11 protein-coding genes and 2 tRNA genes are annotated in these 16,128 nt (G+C 71.0%); 6 read left to right on the top strand and 7 right to left on the bottom strand.

Annotated elements, in window-relative coordinates; translation table 11 throughout:
- Positions 1-266: 266 nt before the first annotated feature.
- A complete protein-coding gene (locus IEY86_RS11555) occupies positions 267-4,004 on the bottom strand; it encodes a LamG-like jellyroll fold domain-containing protein (protein ID WP_189131484.1) in 3,738 nt (1,245 codons plus the stop codon).
- Positions 4,005-4,220: 216 nt separating this feature from the next.
- Here IEY86_RS11555 and IEY86_RS11550 point away from each other — a divergent pair, with 216 nt between their 5' ends.
- Positions 4,221-4,976 carry an RNA polymerase sigma factor gene (locus IEY86_RS11550; RefSeq protein WP_229698333.1) on the top strand — a complete coding sequence of 252 codons (756 nt, stop codon included), beginning with the start codon at positions 4,221-4,223 and terminating at the stop codon, positions 4,974-4,976.
- A 356-nt stretch (positions 4,977-5,332) separates the two neighbouring features.
- Positions 5,333-5,797: a hypothetical protein gene (locus IEY86_RS11545; protein ID WP_189131482.1), complete on the top strand. Its 465-nt coding sequence runs from the start codon at positions 5,333-5,335 to the stop codon at positions 5,795-5,797.
- Here IEY86_RS11545 and IEY86_RS11540 read toward each other — a convergent pair.
- The gene (locus tag IEY86_RS11540) at positions 5,781-6,992 is read right to left on the bottom strand and encodes a L,D-transpeptidase (RefSeq protein ID WP_189131481.1); all 1,212 of its coding nucleotides are present in this window, start codon (positions 6,990-6,992) and stop codon (positions 5,781-5,783) included. The two genes, IEY86_RS11545 and IEY86_RS11540, sit on opposite strands and share 17 nt — an antisense overlap.
- A 263-nt stretch (positions 6,993-7,255) precedes the next feature.
- Here IEY86_RS11540 and IEY86_RS11535 point away from each other — a divergent pair, with 263 nt between their 5' ends.
- Positions 7,256-7,720: a GNAT family N-acetyltransferase gene (locus IEY86_RS11535; protein WP_189131480.1), complete on the top strand. Its 465-nt coding sequence runs from the start codon at positions 7,256-7,258 to the stop codon at positions 7,718-7,720.
- A 130-nt stretch (positions 7,721-7,850) separates the two neighbouring features.
- On the opposite strand, the gene IEY86_RS11530 is transcribed toward IEY86_RS11535, so the two are convergent.
- On the bottom strand, positions 7,851-9,596 hold the full coding sequence (locus IEY86_RS11530; protein ID WP_229698332.1) for an acetate--CoA ligase: 1,746 nt from the start codon (positions 9,594-9,596) through the stop codon (positions 7,851-7,853).
- Between the two features lie 333 nt (positions 9,597-9,929).
- Between IEY86_RS11530 and IEY86_RS11525 the strand changes: the two genes are divergently transcribed.
- Positions 9,930-10,169: a hypothetical protein gene (locus tag IEY86_RS11525; RefSeq protein ID WP_189131479.1), complete on the top strand. Its 240-nt coding sequence runs from the start codon at positions 9,930-9,932 to the stop codon at positions 10,167-10,169.
- A gap of 79 nt (positions 10,170-10,248) precedes the next feature.
- On the opposite strand, the gene IEY86_RS11520 is transcribed toward IEY86_RS11525, so the two are convergent.
- Both IEY86_RS11520 and IEY86_RS11515 read right to left on the bottom strand, forming a co-directional pair.
- A complete protein-coding gene (locus tag IEY86_RS11520) occupies positions 10,249-10,764 on the bottom strand; it encodes a hypothetical protein (protein WP_189131478.1) in 516 nt (171 codons plus the stop codon).
- A gap of 232 nt (positions 10,765-10,996) precedes the next feature.
- Complete coding sequence (locus IEY86_RS11515) at positions 10,997-11,161, bottom strand: hypothetical protein (protein WP_189131477.1); 165 nt, start codon at positions 11,159-11,161, stop codon at positions 10,997-10,999.
- A gap of 601 nt (positions 11,162-11,762) precedes the next feature.
- Between IEY86_RS11515 and IEY86_RS36370 the strand changes: the two genes are divergently transcribed.
- The gene (locus tag IEY86_RS36370; RefSeq protein WP_265804255.1) at positions 11,763-12,041 is read left to right on the top strand and encodes a tyrosine-type recombinase/integrase; all 279 of its coding nucleotides are present in this window, start codon (positions 11,763-11,765) and stop codon (positions 12,039-12,041) included.
- An 84-nt stretch (positions 12,042-12,125) separates the two neighbouring features.
- Here IEY86_RS36370 and IEY86_RS11505 read toward each other — a convergent pair.
- Both IEY86_RS11505 and IEY86_RS11500 read right to left on the bottom strand, forming a co-directional pair.
- A tRNA-Arg gene (locus tag IEY86_RS11505) sits at positions 12,126-12,198 on the bottom strand.
- Between the two features lie 263 nt (positions 12,199-12,461).
- Positions 12,462-12,551 (bottom strand) — tRNA-Ser (locus IEY86_RS11500).
- A gap of 270 nt (positions 12,552-12,821) precedes the next feature.
- On the opposite strand from IEY86_RS11500, the gene IEY86_RS11495 reads away from it, so the two are divergent.
- Entirely contained in the window at positions 12,822-16,100 is a 3,279-nt protein-coding gene (locus tag IEY86_RS11495) for a PAS domain-containing protein (protein WP_189131475.1), read from the top strand.
- Positions 16,101-16,128: the final 28 nt, after the last annotated feature.

Here is a 16,128-nt window from a genome sequence, read left to right as displayed (position 1 = left end):
GGCATATTGGACGAATTCACCACGAACCTCACCGCATGCATGGCGCCATGGCCATACGAAGGAGAGCTCCGCAGCACATTCCCGACCGCGAGCACGTATCACCCGCCACTCTAGCCGCCCCAAGCCACGACGCCGAGGGCGGTCACCCTCCCCGGGGACCATCCGAGGGGAAGAACGAGCGCCACGACACAGCGGCCCCGTCCAGCGATGCGACGCCGGACGGGGCCGCCCCTGCCTCGGGGCTGGTTCGGGTGTCCGACTCCGGGCTAGCTCTCGGGACCGAAGTCGATGACCAGACTCGGCCTGCTCGCAGCCGCCGCGCCGTTGGAGCCGAACCACAGGTTGTCCGTCCCTGTGCCGGCCACCGCGAACGTCGCGTCACCGTCGAGGAGCGCCTGGACCTGTGCCGCGTCCAGTTCCACCGAGTACGCCGTCGACGGCTGCGTGGCCCCCGTCAGCGTGCCCAGCAGAGCACCCGTCGCCGACGGACGGTTCGTCCAGTTGACGGTCGACTCCGTCCAGCCGTTCCCGGCCACCCGCACGGTGTGCGGATCCGCCGAGCCCGCGAAGGTCTCGGACGTCGTGCTGATCCTCAGCCGTGCCGCCTTCACCTCGGTGCCCGGCGGAGCGGCGGGGACGGGGAAGCGCAGATAGGAGACATAGCCGGGCGTGCCGCGCGAGGCCAGGGACCCGGTCGAGCCGTAGTTGGTGCTCGCCGCGTTCTGGTTGACATACGCGTCCGCCGAGGGCACCACCGTCAAGGAGACCGGATCGGCGACCACGGTGGCCGACGCCTGCGCCGAAGGGTCGCTCGCGTTGTCCTCGGCGTCCCGGGCGACCACCCGGTAGTGCCAGGCACCGGGCGGGCGGCCCGAGTCGGTGTAGCCGGGGGACGTCGTGGTGGCGATCTTCGTGGCGGCCGACGGAGTGAAGCCGGACGTGGCCGAACGGTGCACGTCGTAAGCGGTCACCCCGACGTTGTCCGTCGAGGCCGTCCACGACAGGGCGACATCGCCGCCCGTGGCGTCCGCCGACAGGCCCGTGGGCGTGCTCGGCGCCTGGGTGTCCGCCGTCGAGTTGCCCAGGGCGTAGTGGGCTGCGATCCGGATCGCGCTCAGCCGCGTGGAGTAGACCGCGGCCTCGTCGACCGTTCCCTTGAAGAACGCGCTGGAGGGCTGGTTGGGCCAGCCGTTCAGGTTGTCCCCGCCGACCCGCCAGTAGCCGGAGTACGGCTGGTGGGTGCTGACCGGGTTGGTGCCGGCCTCGGCCCCGTCGACGTAGAGCGCCATGCCGCCGGAGCCCTGCGTGGCGACCACGTGGTGCCAGGCGTTGTCGTTGTAGGAGCCCGCCGTGGTGATCACGTCGGCCCGCCCGTTCCAGACCCCGAAGACGAGGCGGCCGCTGTCCGACATGTAGACGTGCTTGTCGTAATTACTGCTGTAGCCCGTCTTGTTTCCGCCAAAGCCGATCAGCTTGCCGCCGGTCGTGGTGTTCGTCTTGAACCACAGCTCGGCCGAGTACGCGGACCCGACCGAAGAAGTGTCGGACGCCGAGACGAGCCCGTTGGTGGTTCCGTCCAGGCCCACCGCGTGGTCGGAGGTCCCCTTGATCGCACCGGCGGCGCCGAGGGTCGCACCCGAGGAGTAGTCCGCCTTCGCCGAGTTGCCCGAGGCGTCCTGAGCGGTGGTGCCGCTCGCCTCTCCCAGACGCCAGTAGCTGTCGGGACCGTCGTTGAACACGGCCTGCCCGTAGGCGTCGGAGGGAGGGTTCGGCACGTCCGGGGTGCGCCCGGACAGCCGGTAGTGGTCGGCGATCTGCGTGGACGTGAGCGCCGTCGGGTACACGGCGGTCTCGTCCAGGGTGCCGCCGAAGAACGCGCTGGTGGGCTGGTTGGGCCAGCCGTTCAGGTTGTCCCCGCCGACCCGCCAGAAGCCGGAGTAGTCCTGGCTGTCCGCGACGGAGTTGCGTCCGACCCGCACCCCGTCCACGTACAGCGCCATGCCGCCTGAGCCCTGCGAGGCGGCCACATGGTGCCACTGGCCGTCGTTGTAGGCGTTCGCGGTCGTGAGGGTGTCCGGATGGCCGTTCCACACACCGAAGACGAGGCGCCCGCCGTTGGTCATGTAGACGTGCTTGTCGTAGGAGCCGCTGGTCCTGGTCTGGCCGTCACCGAAGCCGATGAGCTTGCCACCGGTGGTCGAGGTGGTCTTGAACCAGGTCTCCGCCGTGAAGGCGGACGGCCGGTCGTGCCGGCGCTCGGTGTAGACGTAGCCGGTCGAGCCGTCGGTGCCGAGGCCCGGGCTGGAGTCACCGGTGATCGCTCCGGGCGCCACCCGGCGGGTCAGCCCGCCGACGTAGAGGCCGTTGTCGTCGCCGGAGGAGTTGTCCCCCGCGAAGTTGCCGGATGCCTCGTCGTAGCGCCAGTACAGCTTGGCGCCGTCCGCCAGGACACGGCTCGGGTACGCCGAGGTCGTGGTGGCGACCTGCACCGATGCCGCCGCCGACAGGGCACTGGTGTTGGGACCGTCGCTCGCGGCCACCCGGTACGAATGGGTGCTGCCCGGAGTCAGCCCCGAGTCGGTGAACGACACCTGCGGACGCGACCACCAGCGGGAGTCCGCCGTGCCCGTCCACACCGGGGTGCTGCCGCCGTCGCGGTAGACCTTGTATGTCAGTGTGCCGTCGTCGGTGTCCGTGCTCGCGCGCCAGCGCACCTGCGCCTTGCCCGCCTCGAAGCTTGAGGCGCTCGCGACCGGGATCGTGGGGGCGGTCAGGTCCGGGCCCTGGCCGAAGCGGGTCAGCCCCTGCTGGGCGGTGCCGTTGACGGTGGTGAACTCGCCCGAGATCCAGAGGTAGTCGCTCGACCCGTCCCCGGACACGACGATGTCGCGTGGCCCGATCTGCTCGCCGATGCCGTCGTTGGTGTCCGGGAACCACGGCAGGAGTTCCGGGTCCTGGGTGCTCTGCGCGAGCAGGTGCTGGCGGCGCCCGTCCGGGTACTCGCCCATGCTCGAGCAGTCGTGTGCGTGCGAACCGCTGTAGAGGACGCCGTGGTGGACGGCGACGGCCTGGGTGGCCCCCAGGCAGGTGTCCCTCCAGCGCTGGTCGTACGTGCTGAAGTCGACGGCGATACGGCCGTCGAAGACGCCGCCGCCCGTGCCCTCGTTGCCCGTGTAGAAGCCGGTGGCGTCGGTCGTGATGTCCTTGACGACGGAGTTCTGCTCGATGAAGCCGAGCGGATAGGTGCGGTAGTTGTCGCCCGTCCCCGCGTCCACGACGGCCAGAGCGTGCGAGTCGGCGCCGTTGACCGTGAAGAAGTCGCCGCCGACGATCACCTTGTCCTTGCCTGGCGACAGCCCGAGCGCGCGAACGGACTTCTCGGCCGTCGGCGCCCAGGACTTGACGGCCCCGGAGGTGCTGACTGCGGCCAGGCGCTGACGGGCCTGCCCGCCGACGGTGGTGAAGTCGCCGCCGAAGTAGACCGTGTCGTCGGTGGACTGGATGGCCCGCACCGTCGCCGAGACCGCCGGGCGGAAGCCGGAGACCGGAGTGCAGGTGTCGATGTCGATCGCGGCCAGGCTGTTCACGGACGTTCCATTGACCGCGCTGAAGTAGCCGCCCGCGTAAAGGGTCTTCCCGTCCGGGGAGACATCCAGCGAGCGCACGGTCGCCGTTCCCCCACCGCCGAGGGTGAAGGAGAGCTCGCAGGAGGTGGGCGAGCCCGTCGCCGCGTCGAACGCTGCGAAGTTCGTGGCCGTCTGCTCGTTGGAACCGCTGGGCGAGCCGGGCGGTCTCACATGTGCGAAGGTGCCGCCCGCGAAGACCGTGCCCGCGTGCTGCGCCAGGGTCCACACGATGCCGTCGGTCTGCCACGTGGACAGAGCGTTGGAAGTGAAGGCCACCGTCGGTGCCGCAGCGGGTTCGGCCGCGTGTGCCGCTGAACCCACCGTCGGCGCGGTGGCCAGCGTGATCGCCGCCACCGCGATCATGCCGGTTCTGCGCATGGTTCCCCCCATGTGCTGTACCTCAGGCCTGATGCCTTCGGCGAAGCGTAGGGGAACTGGTTGCCCATTGAAATAGTCATATCCGATTCGCAAGGTACCGGGCGATACGGGCGAGACGATGACTTTGGCCGATCATGGTCGGGCCCGTCGTCCGTACCGGCCAGTGTCCTGCCCCGACCTTCCGCCCTGCTCAGCGGATGCTTCATCATGTCCTGGGTGTACGAGACACGTGCCGGGACCGTGGGCGACGACGACGACCTCGCCGCCGCCGTCCACGCAGCACGCGAAGGCGACGAGGACGGCTTCCGAGTGGTCTACCGGGCGCTGCAACCGGGCATTCTGCGGTACTTACGCACGCTCGTGGGCGAGGAGGCCGAGGACGTGGCCTCGGACAGCTGGGTGCAGATCGTGCGCGGGATGGGCTCGTTCAGCGGCGGAGCCGACGACTTCCGCGCCTGGACGACGACGATCGCCCGCAACCGCGCCATCGACCACCTGCGCAAGGTGCAGCGGCGGCCGGTCGCCGACACCCGCGTGGAGGACCTCGTCGGCACCCGGGCCGCGGTGGAGAACACCGCCGAGGCGGTACTGGAGTCCATAGGAACGGACGAGGCCGTGGCGCTGCTCGCGCGGCTGCCGCGCGACCAGGCCGAGGCGCTGGTGCTGCGCATAGTGCTCGACCTCGATGTCGAGACCACCGCACGGATACTGGGGAAGCGGACCGGCGCGGTGCGGTCGGCGGCCCACCGGGGGCTGCGCAGGCTCGCCAAGCTGCTGGGGGCGCCGAGCGCGTCGGGGGCTTCGGCGTCGGGGGCCAAGGGAACGGGGGCTTCGGGGTCAGGGGCCAACTCATCAGGATCTGCCGCGGGTGGACGGCGTGGCGCAGGATCTCCCGCAGTTGAAGGGAATTCAGGAAGTCCTGCGGAAGACGTGACAGGAACTGGTTCTAGAACGCTTAATGACTTGAGATGAGCGCACACCGTCCCCGGCGGCTCGAGCGGCGCCGAGCGTCAGCACAGGAGTTGCTGCGTGAAGCACGGCTCGACGGTCAGGCCGGCATGGATGCCCTCGCCGCGGTCCTCGCCGCAGCCGCAGGTCCGGGCCGCGAGAGCGAGTTGTCCGGCGAGAGTGCGGCGCTTGCCGAGTTCCGGCAGGTGCGGCGGGAGCGTGCGGCGGGCCGGTCGCCGGGGAAACGCTCGGTCGTCGGGTCCCGGTGGGTACGGGCAGCGGGGCGGTACCGGGGGAAAGGAGCCCAGGGCCGGTCCTGTAGTGCCCTTGCCGGGCGCCGGTCCCGGAGGCAGGCCCTGGAGCAGGGCCTTTCCGAGCCGGTGCGCACTGGCCGAAGACGGTCTCGAGGAACCGTCGGCGCCATCGCGCTGGCCTTCGCCTGCGCCGCCTCGATCGGGGTCGTCCTCGCCGGGTGGATGGGCGGCGGCCAGGCGCGGACCGCCATACCCGCGAGCGGCCATGCCTCAGCGCCAGGAGACCCGTCCCGACCGGTCCGCCCTCTGCTGGACCCGGTGACGCCCACGGGCCCCGGGACCACCGACGCCCGCGTCACTCCCGACGCCCGCGTCACTCCCGACGACCGCGGCGGTCCGGGCAGCGCCACCGGCACCCCACCGCCCTCACTCGCCGAGCTGTGCGGCTCGTATCTGCGCCTGACACCACCGCGCACCCTCCCCCGTGCCGACCTGGACCGGTTGATCCGGGCGGCCGGGGAAGAGCGGCGCGTCACCCGCTACTGCGAGGGGGTGGTCGGGGACAAGGGCCGGGTCACTTCAGGGCGCTGAGCGCGCTCCACTCCTCGAAGGTCGGGTTCCAGTCGCCGAAGCCGTTCCCCGTGGAGACGGTGGCCCTGATCGAGCCGGTGACCTCCACGACGTCACCGCGCACGGCCCGCTCGAAGAACCACTTGCCGTTGGCGCCCGACATCCCGACGCAGCCATGGCTCATGTTCACGCGGCCGAAGTAGCCCAGCGGCTCGTTCCACGGCGCCGCGTGCGCATACGTCCCGGAGGTCGTGAGGTGGACCGCCCACGGCACATTCTTGTCGTACGTGTCGGTGATGTTGACCGACTGGGAGGTCATATGGACCATCGACGCCTTGTCGAGGACGACCATCGTGCCGTTCCAGGTCGGGTAGCGGTCCTGGCCGCCGGAGACGGGGATGGTGCGGATCTTCGTACCGTCCTCGAAGATCTCCAGGGTGTGCTTCTTCAGGTCCACCTTGGAGACGCGGGCGGTACCGATGGTGAACGTGGTCGTGACATCACGGCGCAGATAGCGGCCCCCGCCGGTGTTCACACCGCTGAGGTGGGCGCGCATGGTCACCTTCGTGCCCTTGGCCCAGTACTCCTTGGGCCGCCAGTCCACCCGCTCGACACCCGTCAGCGGATCGCGCACCCAGCCCCAGGAGCCCTCGACCTTGGGGGAGGTGGTGACCGACAGGCTGCGCTCGACCGCCGCCCTGTCCTTCACGGGCTGCTCGAACGCAATGGAGACGGGCTGGCCGACGCCCACCACCGCGCCGTTGGACGGGACGACATTGACGCTGTTGAACAGCTGCGGCGTCCTGGTGGTGAAGGTCTTGCGGGCCTTGGTGCGGTCACCGGCCGCGTTGGTCGCGACGACATTGACGACGTAGGTGGTGCCGGGCGTCATCGTGCGGTTCGAGTGCCAGCTCTGCCGGCCCTTGCCCCACGCCCCGGTCACCTCGGCGCCCTCACCCTTGGCCGGGGCGACCTCGACCGACGTCAGGGAGCCGTGCTCGACGGCCACCTTCACCGTCTGCCCCGGGTCGACGTCCTTGGACTTGGCGCCGCCCGGTGTGACGGTCACCTGCGCCGCGGTCCCCTTGCCGGCGTTGACCGACTTCGCCTTGCCGTCCCCCGAACCGGACCCGGACGAGCACCCGGCCAGCAACGCGACACCGACGAACGAAGCCGCGAGGACGCGCGCGCCGCGCCCCGAATCCTTGAAGATCAACAGACTTTCCTTCCCCCGAACCCCCCAGTTGGGTCTTGCTCCCGTACTGACGCCAACGGGTGGGGAAAGGTTGCAGCCGCCGCGGTCCTACGACATGCGCGGTACGAGGTCCGGGAAGAGGGCCCGCGGGGCGCGCTGGACCTCGTCGCTCCTGGGATCGGCGCGCCTCGCCGACTGCTACGAGCACCCGGTCGCGATCAACGCGGTGCAGGACGGGGACAAAGGTAGGTGGAAGCGGGAGTTCCCCGAATTAGCCTGCGCCCATGTCCGCGAACCCTTTCGTACCCGACGGCTTCACCGCCCCCCGCGAGCTGGCGACCGACCGTTTCCGCCTCGAGCCCCTGGGCGGGCAGCACAACGAGGCAGACCATGCCGCATGGACCTCGAGCATCGACCACATCCGCTCGACCCCGGGCTTCGAGAGCCGGGACTGGCCCCCGGCCGAGGGGATGCCGCTCGAGCGGAACCTCGACGACCTGGTGCGGCACGCCGATGACTTCGAGCGGCGCACCGGCTTCACCTACACCGTCCTGGAGCCCGGCAGTGGTGACGTCATCGGCTGCCTCTACATCTACCCCTCCAGGAAGAAGGAGGGCGAGGTCGATGTGCGCTCCTGGGTGCGGGCGGACCACGCGGAACTGGACGCGCCTTTGTACGAGGCGGTCAGCGACTGGCTGGTGAGGGAGTGGCCCTTCCCGGCCGACGCGGTCGTGTACGCCGGCCGCTGAAGCGGCGCGCCGTCGCCGGGGCGCGGTGGCAAGGGCGCGGTGGCGGGCATGCGGTGGCGGGCATGCGGTGGCGGGCATGCGGTGGCGGGCGTGTGCGGTGGGTGGCCGCCGCCGCCCGGGCTTGAGACCGTTACAACGCGGACCGCATCCGGTACTCGGGGCCTCCCCGGGTTCGGGGTGCGGCCCGCAGCGCCGACCGGCGCACCTTGCCCGTCGCCGTCCGGGGGAGCGCCCCCATGAACTCCACCACCCGCACCCACTTCTCCGGGGACAGCTCCCGCCTGACCAGGTCGAAGACGTCGGCCGCCAGCTCCTGGTCCGCCGACCGCCCCTCCTCCAGGACGAGGAACGCCTTGGGAGTCCAGCCCGCGACCGAATCGGGGAAGGCCACCACCGCCGCTTCCACCACCGCCGGGTGACGGACCAGCACATCCTCGAGCTCCAGCGGAATGATCAGCTGATCGGACGACCGGAACACATCCTCCGCCCGCCCCGCGTACCGCCAGCTCCCGTCATCGGCAGGGACGGCCAGGTCCCCCGTCCGGTACCGCCCGCCGGACCGCGCCCGGGCCGTCCGCTCGAGGTCTCCGGCGTACCCGGACATCAGGCCGAGCGAACCCTCCCGCAGCTCGACGACGATCTCCCCCGGCTCCCCCGGCTCCCCCGTCTCACCTGGCTCGCCCGAAGACTCACCCGGCTCTCCGAACAGCGAGGACGGCGAATCGAGCAGCCCCACCGGGCATCCCGGCAGGGGCCAGCCCATCGACCGCAGCGCCGGGTCGGGGGACCGCCCCGGTGGCACACCCACCTGCACCACCGTCTCCGTTTGCCCGTAGCCCTCACGGACCCGCACATCCCAGGCCTCCAGGACGGCCTCGACCAGCCGAGGGTCGAGCCGTTCCCCGGTCGAGACCGCCTCGCGCAGCCACTCGGGGCGCTTGCCCAGACGTTCACGGCCGATGGCGTGCCAGACGGAGGGTGGCGCACAGCACGTGGTCACCTCGCGCGTGCGCAGCACATCGAGCACATCCCGCGCGTCGAGGATCCGGTCCGGCAAGGTGACGCCCACGACGGTGGCCCCGGCGTTCCACGGCGCCAGGATCGAGCCCCAGACATGCTCGGCGGTGCCGGGCACGGCGGCGTTGAGATGCCGGTCGCCCGGCCGCAGCCCGTTCCAGTACATGGTGGTCAGCTGTCCGACGGGGTAGCCGCCGTGGGTGTGGACGACCATCTTGGGGCGGCCCGTGGTGCCGGAGGTGAGGAAGCACACGAGGGGGGCGTCGGAGGGGGTCGGCCCGTCCGGCTGGAAGGTCTCCTCGATGGCCCGGCAGTCCTCGTAGCGCTCCCAGCCGCGCACCTCGCCGCCCACGGCCACGCGCGTCCACGGCCCGTTTCCGAAGCGGGGCGCCGAGTCGGCGGCGGCCACGACGTGCCGCACCCCGGCCCGGGCGATCCTTTCCGCGAACTCGGCGGCGCTCGCGTCGACGCGCGCGGGCACGGCGACGGCCCCGAGCTTGATGACAGCGAGGGTGGCTTCCCAGACCGCCGGGCCCGACCCGGGAGCGAGCAGCACCGGATCGCCGCGGCGGACACCGAGAGAGCGCAGATGGCAGGCGACTTGACCCGAGCGCTCGGCGAGCCGGGTGAACGACACCGTCTCGTCCCCGTGCTCACCGACGAGGTGCAGGGCCGTCGCCCGGCCCTTCCCCTCGGCGAGGCGGTCGAACCAGTCGAGCGCCCAGTTGAACTCCGTCAGGGCGGCCAGCTCCCGGCACGGAAACGCCGACCGCGCGGCGTCCAAGTCCTCGGGATGCGCCAGCAGCACATCGCGCGCTCCCCGGAACACCGCGGCGGCGCCCCCGTTCCCCCGTTTCACTGCCGTCCCCCGACCGGCAGCGCGTCTTCGGTGGCCAAGGCTCCTCCGCTCTGCGGCCGTCCGCCCCGTGGTCCTGTCACGGATGGGGTGGCGGCGCGGTTCAAGGGCTTCTAGGGCTCAACGGCTCAACGGCTCAACCGCCTGACGGCTGGACGGCTCGACGGCTTCCACGGCGTCAGGGGCGGAGCGGGGCGCCGGCGAAGCGGCGACGCTCGGACGGGTTCTCGCCGAACCAGCGGCCGAGCTGGTGGACGGCCTCCTCGAACACGAGGTGCGCGAAGTCCGACGGGCACTGAGGCCCCGGGCGACACTCAGCTCACCGGTGCTGTCACCGTGCCGGGAGAAGTCGAAGGCGAAGGCGCGGCAACCGTCGGCGACGAGATCCTCCATGGGCTCGACGAGCCGTTCCTCGCTTCCCTTGCCGGCCCCATGGAGCACCAGTGCGCTCCTTGGCGCGCCGCCCTCAACTGCTTCGCCTCGTACTTCTCCTCGGTCCGGTTCCGCGGCAAGGCAGCTGAGCCTCTGGCCGTCGCATTCGAAGAAGAACCGCCGTCGCATCCGCACCCCCCGTAGGCGCCTTGCATTCTAGGTCGAACGACGACCGGGCGGCCCCACAACCGTGGGACCGCCCGTTGTCAGGATGCGGAAGCGATCAGAGGTTCAGCGCTCCGGCCGACGGCAGCGCGGGAAGGGCGGGAAGGGCGGCGGGCAGATCGCCTGCGGAGGGGACCGCGCTCTGCGAGGCGTGACCACTGGCGGGGGCGAACCGGGTATCGGCTGGAGCCTGGGCCCGGGCGCTGTCCCGGGTGCCCTGCTCGACTGTGTGGTGGATCGGTGCCTGGTCGGCCGTGCCCACCTGGTGGATGGGAGCCGGGACCGCGTGCGCCTCGTCACCGGCCGGGGCCGACTGCTCGGCGTGACCGGGATGCTCGGGCCGGGGGTGGTGCGGCGTCGGCCGAGTGCCGCCGTCGCCCGAACCCCCGTGGGACGGGAGGGGGACGGACACGCCGGTCACCTCGTGGACGAGCCCGGTGACCTGACGCGGGCCCTTGTCCGCGTTCTCGACGACGGGCTTGAGCGTCCGTTTCGCCGCCTCCCGGACCGGCCGCTTGCGCGCGGGCTCGTGAACCGCGTGGTGCCGCACCTCGTCGACTGTCCTGTGCAGCACATCGGACGCCGACTTGCTCGGTGCTGCCGCCCGGGTGATCTCCGTGGGGACTTCGACCTGGGGTGCGCCTCGGCAGGATTCGAACCTGCAACGTTCGGATCCGTGACTCGGAGTAGATCGGTCATCGACGGCCGCTGGTCGTCGCCTGGCCTCCGACGGCGGCAGCGCTCGTGATTGGTTGCCGTCGTTGCCGTAATTCGCCGCTGTACTGCGGGTCAGGTCTGGCGCCGACTCATCGGATGTCGCGGTCCGCTCGCTGGTCGGCGATCGCTGCTGCGAGTGCGAGAAGCGCCTCGACTTGAGCAGCCGCAATGGCCCACTCCGGGTGGGCACGGCTGTACTTCATTCCTTCGAGCAGCTCTCGAGCGTTGTTCGCATGCGTGTCGTAGTCCGCCATGCTGACCCCAGTGTCCGTGGTCCGTACGTACCGTAGCCGAACAGCTCTGTGGAGTCGGCATGAGGCGAGACTAAATGGCCCAAGCCAGCACGGGGTCGCAAGACACACGGCTCCGAGGGCCTCTTCAAGGCCCCACGGCGATGCGATTTCTTACCGTTTCTGGTGATGTTGGCCGGTCGAAGACCTGCTCATGATCTACGACCGAGACCTAAGACGGCGAGCACGCCCGTCAGGAGACCGCCGAGCGAACCAGCCGTACTGCCGCTGTCCTGGTTTCCGATCACGACGAGCACGACGTGGGCGGCCACGGCGATGGATATCAGCAACACGATGGCCCACCAGGGGGCTGGTGGGCCTCCGGGCGACGACTGAGGCTCGGACGAGTTGGGTGCGGGACTCGATGACATCCGTGTGACCCTCCGTTCCATCGGGGCCGCCCTGCGCGTGGCGATCCCAGCATTCTCCTCTCGACAGTAATAAATGACTAGCCCATTCTGACTATTGACAATTCGACAGTTGACGTTCCAGCAGGCTCTTGTCACTCCTGGACCCCCCAACTCCATGCCCACGCCGTTCATCCGACAAGGCGGGGTCGAGTGGAGTGCTGCCGTTACGGTGCCGCCGGTGGCGTCGCCTCGGATGCTCAGGCCGAAGGCAAGCGTGGCGCGTCTTCAACGGGCAGACCGGCGCACGGGTGATCCGGCCGCACGACACCCGGCACACATGCAGCTCGCTCCTCGTCGCCCTGGAGGTGCATCCCAAGGTCGCCCAGAAGATCCTTCGCCACTCCAAGATCGCCATGGCGCTGGAGGTCTACGCCCACGCCACCGACGAGCAGACCCGCGAGGCACCGCGGAAGCTCGGTGACCTCTTCGGCTGATCATCAGCGGTTGCCGTACTTCGCTGCCGTCACGGCACGAAGAAGCCCCCTCGGAGTGATCTCCATGGGGGCTTTGACCTGGGGTGCGCTCGGCAGGATTCGAACCTGCAACCTTCTGATCCGTAGTCAGATGCTCTATCCGTTGAGCTACGAGCGCTTGCTCTGCCTCGCTGCGGTTTCTCGCCACGCGGCGTTGCGGGGACAACATTACATGAGGGGCGCCCCGACATGAAATCGAGTATTCGAGGGGCCGGGGGCCGGGTCGCAGGCCGAAAGGGCAGGGGAGGTGTTCGCTCTGAGCGAACAGAGGGCCTTCGCTCGATGGAGGGAACCTCGGGTCGGCACCGGCCCCACGAGCGGGCATGCCCGGACATGCCAGCAGCCCCGGACGGAGTACCGACCGGGGCTGCTGGCAGAGCGCGGAGGCTCCGGGATTTGAACCCGGGATGGGCGGTTAGCCCAAACCGCATTAGCAGTGCGGCGCCATAGACCAGACTAGGCGAAGCCTCCAGCACGCGGCCGCTCGCGCGGCGCGTGTCCAGATGATGGCACAGCCACTTGGGCCGCTACCAATCAGGACCCTACGGTACTAGGCAGGCCATAGGCTCGGCAAAATAGTTGTGCATGCCGGGAAAGATCCCATGAGGGCTTCGAAGAGGTCCCGGGGATCTACGGCCGCCCGGCGGCGCATCCGCCGTACACTCCCCTAGTGACATGCCTGGGGGGAACGGCACGATGAGCCGTCGGCGCAGTGGTCAGAGCTAGAGAGGACGCGTCTTCGTGAGCAGCAGGCCATCCCGAGGCGCTGCTCGCCTCGCAGCCATACTCGATGCCCTCCCGGACGCGTTGTTGCTGGTCAACTGCAACGGCACCGTGGTCAACGCCAACGCGATAGCCCTCGAGAGCTTCGAGGCTCCGGGGACCGCGCTGGTCGGGCGAGGGCTGCTGGATCTGCTGCCGTCGTTCGACAGCAAGCGGATTCCAGGGTCCATGCGGCGAGCCGACGAGCAGCCGGCGGGGCGTACCCGGCCGACGCGGATGATCGCGCGCCGGACCGACGGGGTCGAATTCCTGGTCGAGGTGACCAGCGCGAACCTCGAGGACGGACGCACCCCCTACGCACAGCCCGACCACTACACCGGCGACGAGTTGTTGATGCTCGTTGTCCGCGATCTGACCGGCACGCTCGACACCGAGGCGGAACTGGCCAGGCAGCAGCGGCAGACCGAGATGATCCTTCGGGCCGCCGCCGAGGGTGTCGTCGGCGTGGACACCGAGGGCAGGGTCGTGCTCGTCAACCCCTCCGCCGCGCAGATCCTCGGCTACCGGGCGAGCGACCTCGGCGGGCAGGAGCTGCACCCGCTGATCCAGCACTCGCGCCCCGACGGCACCCCGCTGCCCGTGGACGAGTCGCCGCTGAGCGACACGCTGCGCTCGGGCCGCAAGCACCGGGTCCGGGGTGTGGTGCTGTGGCGCAAGGACGGCCGGTCCGTGCCCGTCGACCTGACCACCGCGCCGGTGAGGGACGGGGACCAGCTCGTCGGAGCGGTCATGACGTTCACCGACCGGACGCAGCTGGACGCGGTCGCGCGCAGGAACGACCAGCTCCAGGCGGTCCTGGACTCCTCCTTGCGCGGGCCGTTGGAGGAGCTGCGTTCCGAGCTGGCCGGGCTCGCCGCCGATCCCGCGGGGCAGCTGTGGCCGGAGGCCAACCAGATCCTGCACCACCTCGCCGCCGGCTACGCGCGCATCACGACGCTGATCGACAATGTCTCCTCGTTCCAGAAGCTGGAGAGCGGCGCCGAGCCGCTGAAGCGGCAGACCGTCGGCCTCGACGAGGTCGTCGCCGCCGGTGTCGAGGGCGCCATCGAGCTCATCGGCCCCGGCCGTGCCCAGTACGCGGTGCACGCGCCGCCCGTGGAGGTCTCGCTCGACGGCCAGCGGATGGCTCAGGCGCTGGCGCACCTGATCGCCGACACGATCGGGGTGGACGCGACCGGGACCGCCGGGACGGGTGACTCCACGATCGTCGTCGCGGCGGCGCAACGCGGGGATGTGGCACGGATCGAGGTGCGCGGCCCGCAGAACGGCGGCCACCCCGTCCACCTGCCCCTGGCTCGCGGGGTCGTGGAGCGGCACGGTGGTGTGCTCCAGGTCCACGAGGTGCCGGGCGGCCAGGGCAGTGCCTATGTGCTCGAAGTGCCCATCGGGGTCGAGGGTGACGGCGGTGGCGGTCCGGGCGGCGGCGGCCCGGGCGGGGGCGACGGGAACGGCCAGGGCGGCGACGGGACGAACGGCGGCAACGCCATGTCGCCCGGCAATGAGACCACCGTCATGCCCGTGCCGTCCGAGCCCATGCGCGGAATGGCCCGCAACGAGGACTCGGCAGCCGGGACGCCGCAGGAGATCACGCCGCAGCGCCCGCCCAGGCAGCGCCAGGCGTCGCCGGAGTCGGCACTCGCTCTTCCCGCCGGACCGCTTCCGGCCGGACCGCTTCCCGCCGGACCACTTCCCGCCGGACCAGCCGGTCGGCTGATGCCGGTGGCGGCCCCGGCGCTGTCGGCGGCGGCCAATGCCCAGCACGCTCGGCGCAATCAGCAGCCCCAGACGGGGCAGCCCCTCGAGCAGTCGGACCAGCCGACCGGGCGTCGGCGCGCGCTGCGCCGCACCGGGGAGAACCCCGGCCAGGGTCCCGGGCAGGGGCAGAGCGCGCTACCGGAGCTGCCGCCCGCCGGCGGCTCCGCCTCCGAGGTCGAGCACGCACGGGCCGACGCCGGGAACGCGGCGCAGCTTCAGCCCGCGTCCCCAGGTGGGACCGGTCGGCGGGCGCGGCGTGCACTGCCGGAGGCGGCGGAGCCCGCGGTGTTCCCGCAACAGCAGTCGTACGAGGGGGACATGAGCTCCCTCGGGCAGGGTGTGGCCTTCCCACAGCCCAATGACGGCTCGAACGGCGGGCAGAACTCACTCGTTCCCGCGCCCTCGGGCAGGCGCCGCAAGCTGGCGGCTCCGGGGGAGCGGCCGGAGGCTGCCGCCCGGCTGAGGCAGGCGCAGGCCCAGGCGGCGCAGGCCCAGGCCCGGCCGGAGGCTCCGGCGGCGCCTGCGGCGCCTGCGGCTGCGAACCCCGGGGGCCACGCGTCCGTTCCGGCGCCGAGGGAGAGCGACACCAACGGGCGTGGCTTCGCCGAGCCCTCGGGAGAGCGGGGCGGCGCGAGTGACAGCCAGGGGCGCGCTTTCACGATAGGAGCGCCCGCGGAGGGCGCCGAAGGGCCGGAGCACCTGGACGAGTTGGCCTCGTGCGCCGAGGACGAGCCGGACCCGCGCAACCCGCGGCGTCTGCTGGTCTGGCCCGAGCCCGACGCGTCGACGCACCGGGCGCTGGTCCACCGCGGCTACGACCCGGTGGTCGTGCGCTCCCGCGAAGAGGTGGCCACGCACTCCAACGACTCGCAGGCGGCCGCCGCTGCGGGGCCGGCGGCGCTGTTCGTGGACCCGCTGACCGGGCCGATCACCCGGACCGCGCTGCAGTCGCTGCGTACGGCGGCGGTGGCGGCCGAGGTTCCGGTGCTGGTGACCGCAGGGCTGGGGCAGGCGACGCGGGAGGCGGCCTACGGGGCGGATCCGGCGGTGCTGCTGAAGGCTCTGGCGCCGCGCGACAGCCAGCGGCACCCACCGCGGGTCCTGCTCGTCGAGGGGCACCAGGACATCGCGGCCGCGTTCACGGCGACGCTGGAGCGGCGGGGCATGCAGGTGGCCCGAGCGGCTTCCGACGCCGAGGCCGTGACCGTGGCCGATCAGGTGCAGCCCAACCTTGTCGTCATGGACCTGATGCTGATCCGCCGCCGCAGGGTGGGGATCGTGGACTGGATGCGCGCCAACGGGCAGCTCAACCGCACCCCGCTGGTCGTCTACACCTCCGTCGACATCGACCCGGCGGAGCTGCCGCGTCTGCGTTCCGGTGAGACGGTGCTCTTCCTCGCCGAACGCTCCACCAGCGGTGAGGTCCAGGGGCGGATCGTGGACCTGCTGGGCAAGATCGGGGCTCGTCGGCCGGGGCGGTAGGCCCGGGAGAGTAAGCCCGGGAGAGACG

Source organism: Wenjunlia tyrosinilytica (genome assembly GCF_014646055.1).
Lineage (GTDB): Bacteria > Actinomycetota > Actinomycetes > Streptomycetales > Streptomycetaceae > Wenjunlia > Wenjunlia tyrosinilytica.
The sequence above is the reverse complement of the archived record's forward strand: the minus strand, read 5'-3'. Positions and strand labels throughout refer to the sequence as shown.

Excerpts from the sequence above, each read along its gene's own strand:
- IEY86_RS11555 (WP_189131484.1), bottom strand. The coding sequence starts at position 4,004 with ATGCGCAGAACCGGCATGATCGCGGTGGCGGCGATCACGCTGGCCACC.
- IEY86_RS11535 (WP_189131480.1), top strand. The coding sequence starts at position 7,256 with ATGTCCGCGAACCCTTTCGTACCCGACGGCTTCACCGCCCCCCGCGAG.
- IEY86_RS11515 (WP_189131477.1), bottom strand. The coding sequence starts at position 11,161 with ATGGCGGACTACGACACGCATGCGAACAACGCTCGAGAGCTGCTCGAA.